We start from the raw sequence: 12483 nt of genomic DNA, 5'->3' as shown, positions 1-12483 counted from the left end.
GTTATTTTTTGAGTTTGGCAAGGGGTTTGATACCAATGGCTTTTCGTACTTTTTCTAGGCGTTTGCGCGCATCACGGCGGGCTTTTTCTGCGCCCATTTGTAGGATTTCTTCCAGTTCTTTTGGATTCGCCATCAATTCATTGTAACGAGCACGGAAAGGGGCAATTTCGCTGTTGATTTTTTCAAACAACACTTCTTTGGCATCCCCCCAAGCGATACCTTGCTCAAAACGTTGACGCAGTAGTTGTTGTTCTTCCGCGCTAGCGAATGCACGATAAATCTCAAAAATCGTGGATTCATCAGGGTTTTTGGGTTCTTCTGGCAATTGTGAATTGGTGACAATACGCATGATGGCTTTTCGCAGCGCTTTTTCACCATCTACTTGCGACTGATTTGATGAAGGGTCGCCAAACAACGGAATGGTATTGCCATAGCTTTTTGACATTTTACGACCATCAAGCCCCGTCAGTAGCGGCGTGTCATCATCTACCATGGCTTCCGGCAGTACAAAAATCGGTTTTTCTGGGTCACAATAGCGAAAATTAAAGGTACCTGCTATATCACGTGCCATCTCGATATGCTGGATTTGGTCTTTACCCACAGGGACATGGGTGGCATTGAACATCAAAATATCCGCAGCCATTAGCACAGGATAACTAAATAATCCCATCGAAATGCCATAATCAGGGTCAGTGTCTGGCGTTTCACGGTTAGCATCTACGGCGGCTTTGTAGGCGTGCGCACGGTTCATCAAACCTTTAGCACAGTTACAGTTGAGCACCCAAGTTAGCTCTGGAATTTCGATAATGTCCGACTGGCGGTAAAACACCACCCGTTCAGGATCGAGACCACAGGCAAGCCACGTCGCGGCAATCGCTTTGGTCGAGGCATGAATCGCCTCAGGGTCATGGCATTTGATGAGTGCGTGCAAATCCGCCAAGAAAAAATAAGCGTCGCTTTCTCCCGTACTGGCGCCTTGTATCGCCGATTGTATCGCTGGACGAATGGCACCGACGTAGTTGCCAAGATGGGGAATACCACTGGTGGTAATACCGGTTAAAATGCGGCGCGGCGCGGCTGTTTTGTCATTCATGTTCAAAATTCCAAACAAAAGCAAAAAAAGTACAAAATAGGCAAAAAAATTGTCCGTTAGTATAGCGGGTTTTGACTACAAATTCATGCCAAATTGGCTAAGCCCCATGAGTAATATTAGCGGTAATATCGAATACCAGTAGGCTGGGTTTTATAGCGCCGATGAAACCACATGTATTGGGTCGGGTCGATACGGATATAATTTTCTAATAGCTGATTGATGCGATTGGCATCCGCTAATTCATCTTCGGTTGGGTAGTTGTCAATAATAGGCGAGAAGATGATGTGATAATGCGGTTTGCGACCTTTTGGCATCTCATCTGGGGTTTCCCGATAAAAATGCAATATCATCACGGCAGGTGGATTGGCTTTATTGCCGAGTTTTGCCATACGACGTGGTGCGGTCAAGGTGGCAGCTGGCACCCCAAAAAAGTCTGCCATCACGCCTTGTTTAAGCCCAAAATCTTGGTCGGGGGTAATCCATACCACATGGTTGTCTTTGAGGTTTTTGGCAAAATGGCGCATATCGCGATGACTGATTTGGTCGCTATAAACCTTTGAGCGAGCATTAAAAATAAACCAATCAAGCAGCGCATTGTTTTGCGGTCGATACACCACATCCAGCGGGGTAAACATGGTGGTCAGCCGTCCACCCAAATCCAGCAAAGTCGAATGGATGCCAAGTAAAATAACCGCTTTACCTTGCGATTGGGCGTTTTTGACATGGTGCAGCCCTGATACAGTGACGCAGCGGGTAAATACATCAGGCCGATACCAGGCACACAGACTCTCAAACACACCCACACCGGCATTGATAAAAATCTTCTCTGCCATCTCTAAACGCTGATCTTCGCTGAGCTCTGGAAACGCCAATGACAGATTGGTCAAAGTATCGGCTCGGCGGCTTTTAATCAGTCCAAATAACAATTTTCCCAAAAAATGACCGATTTTAAATTGATAGCGCAACGGTAAATAAATCAATGGCAAAATTAGCGCAACCCCAAGCCAAATCCCCCAATATTGCGGCAACAAAAACTGCCACTGAAAAGGCTTACGCGCTGTACGGTTATTTGATTGCAGTTTTTGCAACTCGCTCACCTTTGGCATGCCTTCAAGTGTTACAGTTGACTTATGAAGCAGATTGGCATCGACATTACTGACAGTATCAACTGAAGTTATTTTGGCTGTTGGGTCAAACATTTGAGGCTTATGATTTTGGGTTGGTTTCATAGGGTATGTTTCATTGAAAAGAGCATAAGAAATACATAAAAAATGCAAAAATAAATGCCGTGGCAGTGACCTGGCCGATTAAGTTTGTAAAACTGGTCAAAAAATATAGGCTAAAATATACAGGCTTTTAAGCTGATTGGGTCATTATACCAAACAACGACGCAGGCTAAAGCCAGTAAATTTGGTATATATTGGGTAACAGTGATACTTTCAATGACGAAAGACCACCAATCCATGTTACAATTTGCAAAATATTACAAAAAAGAAGCAATAATGCTTTAACGTAATTACATGTTAATTTAGTTCAGTTGAAGATAATTGCTTTTATCTCTACCCCAGGATGACCTTATATAAAAAGGAGTTGACATGCAGACAAATTCCGCAATGACAAGTAACTCCCCCATGCTATCAAAGATAGTGTGGTTACTTGTTGCAATTATTGGCGCAGTGGCATTAGGGACAATCGCCCTGCACCGCGGCGAAAGTATCAATGCGGTGTGGCTCGTCGCCGCTGCCGTGTGTTCGTATAGCATTGCTTATCGCTACTATAGCTTATTTATCGCCAAAAAAGTCTTTGAACTCAATCCCCGCCGCGTGACACCGGCTCACCGCCTAAAAGATGGCTTAGATTATGTTCCTACCAATAAATACGTCTTATTTGGCCACCACTTTGCTGCGATTGCTGGGGCAGGTCCTTTAGTCGGTCCTATCTTAGCGGCACAAATGGGTTATTTGCCAGGTACGCTATGGCTCATCATTGGGGTGGTATTCGCAGGTGCGGTACAAGATTTTACTGTACTATTTATCTCGACCCGCCGTGATGGCAAGTCACTGGGTGAAATGGCAAAAGACGAGCTGGGTACTTTTACGGGTATTACGGTGATGCTCGGTGCACTCGGCGTGATGGTCATTATTCTTGCCGTACTGGCACTGGTGGTGGTCAAGGCGCTAGCGCACAGTCCTTGGGGACTATTTACCATCGCGGCAACGATTCCTATCGCGCTACTGATGGGCATCTACATGCGCTATCTACGCCCAGGTAAAATCATGGAAGTGTCTATCATCGGTTTTGTGTTGATGATGGCGGCGATTGTATTTGGTGGCGATATTGCCAAAGACCCTGCGATGGCTGAACTGTTTACCTTGACAGGTACCCAGCTGACTTGGGCATTGATGATTTATGGGGTGGTAGCCTCGGTATTGCCTGTGTGGCTGCTGCTTGCGCCGCGTGATTATTTATCAACTTTTTTAAAAATAGGGGTAATTGTAGGTTTGGCACTAGCGATTGTCTTTACCATGCCAGAGTTAAAAATGCCCGCGGTTACCAAATTTATCGATGGTACAGGTCCCGTATTTAAAGGCGGGTTATTTCCGTTCTTGTTTATTACCATTGCTTGTGGTGCTATCTCTGGTTTTCACGCGTTGGTATCGAGTGGTACGACCCCAAAACTTGTGGACAATGAAGTAGATACTCGCGCCATTGGTTATGGTGGTATGCTCATGGAGTCGATGGTTGGTATCATGGCAATGATCTGTGCCACCATTCTTGACCCTGGCATGTATTTTGCGATTAATGCGCCAGCTGCGCTTTTAGGTACAACCCCAGAGACAGCGGCAGCCGCTATCCAAAAATTGGGGTTTGTAATTACCCCCGATGCGCTTACAACGCTAGCGCAGCAAGTGGGTGAGAGCTCAATCATCTCAAGGACAGGCGGTGCACCGACCTTTGCAATTGGAATGGCGCATATCCTATCGTCTATCTTTGGTAGTACGGCGATGATGGGGTTTTGGTATCACTTTGCGATTTTATTTGAAGCCTTGTTTATTTTGACTGCAGTCGATGCAGGGACGCGTGCTTGTCGTTTTATGGTACAAGACACCATCGGCATCGTGGTGCCGTCGGTGCGTAATTCAACCAATCTCGGCGTGCATTTGCTTGCGACTTTGATTGCAGTCGCCGCTTGGGGCTTCTTTGTTTACCAAGGCGTGATTGATCCGCTTGGGGGCATTAACTCATTGTGGCCGCTATTTGGCATCGGTAACCAAATCTTGGCAGCGATGGCATTGACCCTAGGCACTGCAGTTTTATTTAAAATGAAAAAACAAAAATATGCTTGGGTCACTGTAGCACCCACGGTTTTCTTATTGATTACCTGTTTGACGGCAGGTTGGCAAAAAATCTTCCATGAAAACCCAGCGATTGGTTTCTTAGCACAAGCACAAAAATACAGCGCCGCGATTGCCAAAGGTGAAGTGTTAAAACCTGCCAAAACCTTGGATGAGATGCAAACCATCGTATTCTCAAACTATGTGAATGCCGTGCTTTGTGGCTTCTTTATGATTGTGATGATTGTCATGATTTTCGGTACCATTCGCGCATTAACAAAAGCCTTGGCAAGTGATAAACCTACCGTGGTTGAAGGTGAGGCGATTTATGAAGATCCAAAACCCTTGAATATTTCTGCACCGCATTAGTGAAAAATTACCAGCAATTGCACAATATTGTATTGTGCAATTGCTTTGATTTCACCAAAACCATGCTGGGCAGATAGAAGGAGAGTCACATGAGTAATAACGCGTTAATCGCCAACTTGATTAAAATGACCTTGAAGGCGCAAAAGGAGGTAATTTTTAGCCCAAAAAATATGACCCGCCTAATCACGCTGGTCAAACGGATGCAACAAAGCTTTCGTTTGATGGTCGGTGTCCCTGATTATGCGACCTACGTCAGCCACATGCAGGAGCAGCATCCTGACCTAGAGCCGATGGATGAAAAGACCTTTTTTCGCTACTGCGTCGATGCGCGCTACCCGAGTAATGGCGGTAGCATGAAGCGATGTCCTTGCTAATTCTATAAATCGGTAAAAAACAGTCTAAAATTAGGCTGTTTTTTTTATCAAAAATTGAATTGTTAATTTTTGTAAATATTGCCAATGATTGTCGGCAAAAATGACCCAAGCTTTATACACAATCGCCCGTTGGCAGGTCTGGTCGCAGTGTGTGTAGGCTCTGATATCATGCACCCTTTAGGCGGTTTATTGTTTCATTTTTCATGATTGCAAGTTGGCAGTCGCCCATGGATTTGGACATTGCATTCAGATACCGCTTTGCGATAGTTAAAGCTTCGCCATCATGTAAAATTTGCATATTTTAATTTTCGGGTTGGACTAAATTTAGATAAAGCTGATAATTTTCTGCATCAAAACAGACAAAGATAATGTCTTCAAATTCATTATTTTCGTTTTGCTTGACGAAATCTTTTACGGTGTTTACCGCAATTTGTGCGGCTTGTTGTTTTGGAAAACGATACACACCCGTTGAAATATTGGGAAAAGCAATGGTTTTAACGCCGTTTTGCTCAGCAAGTTTCAGCGATTCGGTGTAACAGCTTGCAAGTAGCGCTGACTCATTTGACTGTCCGCCATGCCAAACAGGTCCGACGGTGTGAATCACATATTTGGCGGGTAAATTCCCTGCAGGGGTAATCACGGCTTTGCCAGTAGGACAACCGCCTTGCTCATCATGAATCACTCGACAAGCCGCAAGCAGTGACGTGCCTGCTTTACGGTGAATAGCGCCATCAACCCCGCCGCCACCGAGCAATGAATTGTTGGCAGCGTTGACAATCGCATCAACAGCTAGGGTCGTAATATCTTGTTGTACGACACGGATTTGCATGCTTGTACTCCTTATGATTTTTAACATTTTAAATGTTCGTTTCTTTTGATGGTTTTTTTGGGTTATTTTTTTGTTTGCGAGTAGGATTCCTCGGCCAATTTTTCAAACCGCTCTTTGTCTTTATGGAGTTCATGTTTCGCGGTGGTCATATCGCTATCAAATAAGCTTTCGAGTTCTTGAATCGCCGATTGTGCTGAGGCAATCATCTCGGCTTCATCTTCATAGATGGCGCGCTGCCGTTCAATCAACGCGTCATCATAATCGCGGAACATTTGCACGGTTTTTCGGGCAGTTTGTGGTGCCATGCCCAATACTTCCAAGGTTTCGCGTGACATATCCAGCGAAGATAGGTAGGTTTCTCGCCAAATATACTTAACCCCCGCATCGCGCAAACGATAATAATGCTCACGGTTTTTGGCACGTGCCAAGATGGTCAGATGCGGATAATTGCGTACGGCATAATCGGCCACCGTTGCAGACAGCTCGATATCACCAATGGCAATAATAAAAACTTTGGCTCGCTGAAGCCCTGCTGCGCGTAGGATCTCGGGATTTTGGGGATTGCCATAGTATACTTGGTTACCAAATTTGCGGACGAAATCGACTTGGTTGGCAGATTTTTCAATCGCGGTAAATTCAATATTGTGCATACGTAGCACACGACCGATGATTTGCCCGACACGTCCAAATCCTGCAATCACCACTGCGTGCTCATGGTTGGGTATTTTGTCGTATTCTTTACTGGGCTTAGCTTTGGCAAATATCGGATTGCCAATTTTTTCCAGTAATAAAAATGCCAGTGGCGTCATTGCCATTGAGACAGTCACCACAAGGTTTAGAATATTTTGTTGTTCACGGGTTAACAGATGCTGGGCGGTCGCCACGCTAAAGAGTACAAACGCAAATTCCCCGCCTTGCGCTAGCGTCACCCCAAGACGGATACTGCTTTCGTTTTTGTTGCCCATGAGCCGCGCAATGATTGTCAGCACCACAAACTTAATGAGCATCAGCAATACTGCCAAACCAATGATGAGTAAGGGCTTGGCGACAATTAATTTGACGTTGGTGAGCATACCAACTGACATAAAAAACAGCCCAAGCAGCAACCCCTTAAATGGCTCAATACTCGCCTCTAACTCGTGGCGGTATTCGGAGTCAGCCAGTAGCACCCCGGTTAAAAATGCCCCAAGTGCCATTGACAAGCCTATATAATTCATCAATAGCGACACACCCAGTACGATAAATAACGCCGTGGCGGTGAGCAGCTCGGTGGCGTTACTAGAAGCCACAAACTTAAAGAAAGGACGTACCACAAACCGACTGACAAATATCATGCCAGCAAAAATACTGATGACTTTGGCAAAATAAATCCAATCGTAATTTTGCTCTTGCGCGCCTGACAAAAATGGCAATGCGGCAAGTAAAGGAATAACCGCGATATCTTGAAACAATAAAATAGTGAAGGCTTGCTGACCATGCGTGGTGGCAAGCTGCTTTTTTTCACCCAGTAACTGCAACACAAACGCCGTTGATGACAGCGCCAAGCCAAAACCGATGACAAAGCTATTTGATAGCCGAATATCTAAAAAATACCACGATAGCAGCATCAGCACCACGCCCGTGACAATCACCTGCAGCCCGCCTAACACAAAAATCTGTTGCCTAAGTGCCCAAAGCCGAGAGGGCTGTAGCTCTAAACCAATAATAAATAATAGCAGCACGACCCCAAATTCAGAAAAATGCAGCAAATCATCGGGGTTACCCGCAACTTTCAAAAAACTTGGACCCAGCAATAAGCCTGTAAACAAATAACCCAATACCGTGGCGATACCAAAACGCTTCGCAAGCGGTATCAAAATCACTGCCGCACCCAAAAAGATAGTTGCGTCAAGCATCATAGAACTATCAGCACTGGCAGCAAGCACAAACATACAAAACCTCAATTATTTTTAATTTTTGACAAAAATTTTCCAAATCCCGTTATCGGCAATGGCATTTTTATAGGCGTCATTGCGTTTTTTACGGGGAGTTTGCCGACTGTCCACCACTTTAAAGTCTGCTAATGTTTGAATAACCAAACCTGTGCGATAAAAACGAATCCGTTCAGGCTCTAGCAATTCACCTTTGGGATTGCGACAAAACACATAAGCACGTAAATCAATAAATTCACGATGCGCCACCAGCCGCACGTCTTCGCCTTTGGCTAGGGCATTTTCCATCGCCATCAACTGCGCATCCTCATACGGACCGCATTTTTCAACCAGTGCACCCACTGACCCAAAATTTTTGGATTCTTTGGCTTTGGTACGAGTCAAATGTAGTTTTTGCACATGATAAATAAACTGCGGTATCTCAAGGCTTGCGGGTAATGGCAGATAATCAGGCGGCAATCCTGCTGAAGGATAAAACCCTTTGGCGCGATCAATCAGAGCTTGCCAGGTTTGCTCATAGCTTTGCACCTCTGCCAAATTGCCTGCATAAATAGGCAAATCTTGAATTTGGGTGAGATAGGGCGGCGGAAAAAAATTATCCCGAAACTGGGCAATATCGGCTTGCAAGGTAGAGAGCAATAACTTGATCTGTTTTTTATGCGCCTTTTCATCGACCAGCAGTGCTGAGGGATTGCCATTATCTGAGTTGTCTGAGCCATCAGATTGGATAAGATGCAAGTTGGGTGCCACGAAAGGTGCAGAACGGTGTGTCATACGCGTTTACCTCCAGTAAGCTAATGATTTTTATATAGATTTAATAGAAACTTAATATAGATATTAAATACAGATGTTTAATTATTTAGCAAGCGTTTAGCAAACAAGGCTTGCCACAGCAGGGTGCTGATTCATCCTAACATATTTAGCCTAAGTAATGCGCACAATTAAGCAATTAATCGTAAGAAAAATTAAGCAAGCAAACAGCAAACCCCACAAAACAAAAACTAAAAACGCTCAGCGGCAACATCGACTTTTTGGCACCTTGGGTCAAAAAGTCGGTTAGTGCGCGTGCGCATGGACAGGGGGTGCGCTAGTAATATCACAATTAAACTGCGCGGAGTGCGCATGCAAATCACTCTCAAATTGCAGCGTACTGTGCCCAATGCCTAAATGCTGTAACTCGTGTTGTAAGTCTGATAATAGTGCATCAGTCTGCTGTAGGGTAAGCGAGCTTGGGACAATGATATGACAAGATAAACTATGTAAGCCGCTGGTAATCGTCCAGACATGTAAATCATGAACCGATAACACGTTTGGGTGGCCAGAGAGGGTTTGGATAATAACGCTTTGGTCAATATGATTGGGCGCGCCTTCCATCAAAATATGGGCGGCATTTTTGACGACAGCATAACCACTGCGAACAATCAGTAGCGCCACCAAAATACTCACTGCCGCATCTGCCCACACCCAGCCAAACAGCATAATCACAATAGCAGCAATAATCGCAGCCACCGAGCCTAGCAAGTCACTTAATACATGTAAATAAGCGCTTTTCATATTGAGATTATCAGTATCACCACCGTGCATCAGTTTGGCGACCACCAAATTGACGATAAGCCCAATAGTACTGATAACTAGCATACTCGTGGTGGCGATTTGTGGCGGCTGCTGAAAACGCAGCACGGCTTCATACACAATACCTGCACTGATAATCAGTAGCGTCAGACCATTGATAAGCGCAATCAAAATCTCAAAACGGCGATAACCAAAAGTTTTATGGGAGGTAGCAGATTTTTTACCGATGATAAATGCAAACAAAGTCATGGCAAGTGACACCGCATCACTAAACATATGACCTGCATCTGATAACAACGCCAAACTGCCGGTAATATAACCGCCGATGACCTCAACAATCATATAGCTTGCAATGATGGCAAACGCTATCGTGATGATACGCTGATTATCCGTATGGCTGTGGCTGTGACTGGGGCTGTGGTCAGCGTCCTCATGGTGTTGATTGTTGCCATGACCATGCGCATTAGGGTGCTCATGATGCGGGTCATGAGGGTCGACAAGGTGCGTGTCAGTAGGCTGCTTTGAATCTTGAAGCGGTTTTGGGGTCATTGTTATTTACTTACACTAATTAATGGTAAAAATTAGCTAAATTGTAGCCCAATCAGCGAGTTGAAAAAAGCCCATTTAAACATCAGCGTGAAATAAGCGCTTTAGCAAAAGCAATGGTTTTGCAAGTCATGTTAAGACCAACTCATTGGATCAATGTCAATCGATAGTCTGGCATACTTTGCCGATGGCAACGCAATTGTCTGTCGCCACCAGTCCGACAATAGCTGCTGGCGAACGTGGCGTGTTTTGGTCAAAATTAATAAATGCGAGTGATAGCGACTGTTTTTCTTTGCCATCGGCGCATCCACCGGGCCATTAATGGCAATACCCAAGGCTGTCATGTGCTGGCGTGATGGCAGCAGCGCAATTGCTTGATGCAAAATTTGCTGATTGTTTTCTAACGATTTGCTTTCCACCCGTACCAAACAAGCGTAAGTCAATGGCGGCAATCCCAACATGCGCCGCTCAACCAATAATTGCTGGGCAAAACTCAGATATCCTTCACGTACCAAAGTCAGTAACGCCGGATTTTCAGGTTGCAGGGTTTGTATCAGTACCAGACCTGCTTTATCGGCACGACCTGCACGACCTGCCACTTGGATAATCAGCTGGGCGGTATGCTCAGGTGAGCGAAAATCTGAGGATAAAAAACCACGGTCAGCATTGGGGATTGCCACCAAGGTCACATTGGGGAAATGATGCCCTTTTGCCACCATTTGCGTGCCCACCAAAATGGCTTTGGGGTTATCAGCAATACGCTGATACACTTGCTCCCAACTGTTTTTTTTACGCGTGGTATCGCGGTCAATCTGAATCACAGGCACATCGGGGAAAAGCTCAGTTAACCCTTCAACCATCCGCGCCGTACCCATGCCCACAGGGTCAAGATTGCTACTACCACAGCTGGGGCAATGTGTCGGGATGGCCTGTTGCCAATCGCAGTGGTGGCATTTTAGCATTGCCACTGGCTGAAAATGCACTGTCAAATGCGCATCACAGCGCGGGCAGTCTGCTTGCCAACCGCAAGCATCACACAATAAGATGGGCGCGTAGCCACGACGGTTTAAAAATACCAATACTTGCTCATCTTTATCTAACGTTTGCCGAATGGCTTGAATTAAGCTTTGCGCCAAACCGTTTTGCCATGCTTGTTGGCGCGCATCAATCAGCTGCATGATGGCAGGTTTGGCATCGCCTGCACGCTGGGTCAAAGTAAGCTCGGTGAGTTTACCTTGTTGTACCAGATATAGGCTTTCAAGCGATGGCGTCGCGGTGCCCAAAATCACCGGACAATTAAGCTGAAACCCCCGATAGAGCGCCACATCACTGGCGTGATAGCGCAGAGAGTCTTGCTGTTTGTAAGATTGGTCATGCGACTCATCGACAATAATCAGCCCTAAATTGGCAAATGGGTATAACACTGACGAACGCGTACCGATAATAATTTGCGCATAGCCCAGTCGGCATTGTTGCCAGCCATCAAGCCGCACGGTGTCATTAAGTCCCGAATGTAGCATCAATACTTGGGCTTCAAATCGTTGGGCAAATCGCTGTCTGGTCTGTGGGGTCAGCCCAATTTCTGGCACTAAGATAAGCACTTGTTTGCCTTGTGCCAGTACCGTTTGCATCACTTGCAAATACACTTCGGTCTTGCCACTTCCCGTAATGCCATTGAGCAAAAAACCTTCATAGTGTGGCTGCTGGCAGGCATGGGTGATTTTTTGCACCGCTTGTTGTTGCTGCAAATTTAAGGTGAGCGGCGTGGTGGCAAGCTTAGCAAGCTTGGGTAAAGATGGCATTTGATAAACAGGCGCAATCAGACCTTTCTGCTCAAATTTTTTTAAATAAGCGGGTTCAACGCCATGGTCTATCAGCGCAAACTCAGTTACAAGCTTTGTGTCATTGCTATGCGAATTGCCATGCGAGTTGATGACCAATTCACATAAAGCAAATTGTTGGCGTTGTTTTTTTGCAGTGGCGGAAAAATCCTCGTCAGTGGCATCGCGTAGTTGTTGCCAACATAATTGTCGGTAGTCGAGTGTCATTCCTTGGCGAATTAACGTCGGCAGCATGACAGAAAACACATCGCCAAGCGGATAGCAGTAATAAGCAGACAGCCAATAAGCGAGTTTTAACAATGCCTCATCGACAATCGGCAGCTCATCAAGTATGTCCAATACAGGTTTAATGGCATTTTGCGTAAGCTGACTGTGCTCAATATGCGCCACCACAATGCCGACCAATTTGCGCGCACCAAACGGTACTCGGACGCGGCAGCCAATCGCGGGCAACGCATCGCCCACAACGCGATAATCGAACACCGAATCAATGGGGACAGGTAAGGCAACTTGGATTAGCATATTATAAGTTTTATTCATTTTCTGATATTATCCTATATACCAAGCAAATTTACCAAAAATATTAGAATGAA

9 protein-coding genes and 1 pseudogene are annotated in these 12483 nt (G+C 45.4%); 3 read left to right on the top strand and 7 right to left on the bottom strand.

Annotation, left to right across the window (positions count from 1 at the left end; genetic code table 11):
* Nucleotide 1 precedes the first annotated feature (1 nt).
* Complete coding sequence (trpS, locus tag RT034_RS02405; RefSeq protein WP_313013136.1) at nt 2-1093, bottom strand: tryptophan--tRNA ligase; 1092 nt, start codon at nt 1091-1093, stop codon at nt 2-4.
* A 116-nt stretch (nt 1094-1209) separates the two neighbouring features.
* Nucleotides 1210-2199, bottom strand: coding sequence for an LpxL/LpxP family acyltransferase (locus RT034_RS02400; protein WP_313013357.1), 990 nt, complete (start codon nt 2197-2199; stop codon nt 1210-1212).
* 507 nt (nt 2200-2706) lie between these two features.
* Between RT034_RS02400 and RT034_RS02395 the strand changes: the two genes are divergently transcribed.
* From RT034_RS02395 to RT034_RS02385, 3 genes and pseudogenes are all read left to right on the top strand, one after another.
* Nucleotides 2707-4797, top strand: a complete 2091-nt coding sequence (locus tag RT034_RS02395) for a carbon starvation CstA family protein (protein WP_409566284.1) — start codon at nt 2707-2709, stop codon at nt 4795-4797.
* A gap of 89 nt (nt 4798-4886) precedes the next feature.
* Nucleotides 4887-5171: a YbdD/YjiX family protein gene (locus RT034_RS02390; protein ID WP_036598588.1), complete on the top strand. Its 285-nt coding sequence runs from the start codon at nt 4887-4889 to the stop codon at nt 5169-5171.
* 90 nt (nt 5172-5261) lie between these two features.
* Nucleotides 5262-5363 (top strand): annotated as a pseudogene (locus RT034_RS02385) (hypothetical protein); the annotation flags it as partial.
* Nucleotides 5364-5472: 109 nt separating this feature from the next.
* Here RT034_RS02385 and RT034_RS02380 read toward each other — a convergent pair.
* The 5 genes from RT034_RS02380 to RT034_RS02360 all read right to left on the bottom strand — a co-directional run bounded on the left by RT034_RS02380 (nt 5473) and on the right by RT034_RS02360 (nt 12430).
* Nucleotides 5473-6000 (bottom strand): O-acetyl-ADP-ribose deacetylase, encoded by a 528-nt coding sequence (locus tag RT034_RS02380; RefSeq protein WP_050324091.1) that lies wholly within the window; start codon nt 5998-6000, stop codon nt 5473-5475.
* 62 nt (nt 6001-6062) lie between these two features.
* Nucleotides 6063-7931, bottom strand: coding sequence for a monovalent cation:proton antiporter-2 (CPA2) family protein (locus tag RT034_RS02375; RefSeq protein WP_313013126.1), 1869 nt, complete (start codon nt 7929-7931; stop codon nt 6063-6065).
* An 18-nt stretch (nt 7932-7949) separates the two neighbouring features.
* Nucleotides 7950-8705 carry a hypothetical protein gene (locus RT034_RS02370; RefSeq protein ID WP_313013123.1) on the bottom strand — a complete coding sequence of 252 codons (756 nt, stop codon included), beginning with the start codon at nt 8703-8705 and terminating at the stop codon, nt 7950-7952.
* 282 nt (nt 8706-8987) lie between these two features.
* On the bottom strand, nt 8988-10052 hold the full coding sequence (locus tag RT034_RS02365; RefSeq protein WP_313013120.1) for a cation diffusion facilitator family transporter: 1065 nt from the start codon (nt 10050-10052) through the stop codon (nt 8988-8990).
* 131 nt (nt 10053-10183) lie between these two features.
* Nucleotides 10184-12430, bottom strand: a complete 2247-nt coding sequence (locus RT034_RS02360) for a primosomal protein N' (RefSeq protein WP_313013116.1) — start codon at nt 12428-12430, stop codon at nt 10184-10186.
* Nucleotides 12431-12483: the final 53 nt, after the last annotated feature.

The sequence above is a fragment of the Moraxella sp. CTOTU48841 genome (genome assembly GCF_032061225.1).
Taxonomy (GTDB): Bacteria; Pseudomonadota; Gammaproteobacteria; order Pseudomonadales; family Moraxellaceae; genus Faucicola; species Faucicola cinerea.
The sequence above is the reverse complement of the archived record's forward strand: the minus strand, read 5'-3'. Positions and strand labels throughout refer to the sequence as shown.

What these genes read in the sequence shown, in the direction of transcription:
- trpS (WP_313013136.1), bottom strand. Translation starts at nt 1,093, where the DNA reads ATGAATGACAAAACAGCCGCGCCGCGCCGCATTTTAACCGGTATTACC.
- RT034_RS02400 (WP_313013357.1), bottom strand. Translation starts at nt 2,199, where the DNA reads ATGCCAAAGGTGAGCGAGTTGCAAAAACTGCAATCAAATAACCGTACA.
- RT034_RS02395 (WP_409566284.1), top strand. Translation starts at nt 2,707, where the DNA reads ATGACAAGTAACTCCCCCATGCTATCAAAGATAGTGTGGTTACTTGTT.
- RT034_RS02390 (WP_036598588.1), top strand. Translation starts at nt 4,887, where the DNA reads ATGAGTAATAACGCGTTAATCGCCAACTTGATTAAAATGACCTTGAAG.
- RT034_RS02380 (WP_050324091.1), bottom strand. Translation starts at nt 6,000, where the DNA reads ATGCAAATCCGTGTCGTACAACAAGATATTACGACCCTAGCTGTTGAT.
- RT034_RS02375 (WP_313013126.1), bottom strand. Translation starts at nt 7,931, where the DNA reads ATGTTTGTGCTTGCTGCCAGTGCTGATAGTTCTATGATGCTTGACGCA.
- RT034_RS02370 (WP_313013123.1), bottom strand. Translation starts at nt 8,705, where the DNA reads ATGACACACCGTTCTGCACCTTTCGTGGCACCCAACTTGCATCTTATC.
- RT034_RS02365 (WP_313013120.1), bottom strand. Translation starts at nt 10,052, where the DNA reads ATGACCCCAAAACCGCTTCAAGATTCAAAGCAGCCTACTGACACGCAC.
- RT034_RS02360 (WP_313013116.1), bottom strand. Translation starts at nt 12,430, where the DNA reads ATGAATAAAACTTATAATATGCTAATCCAAGTTGCCTTACCTGTCCCC.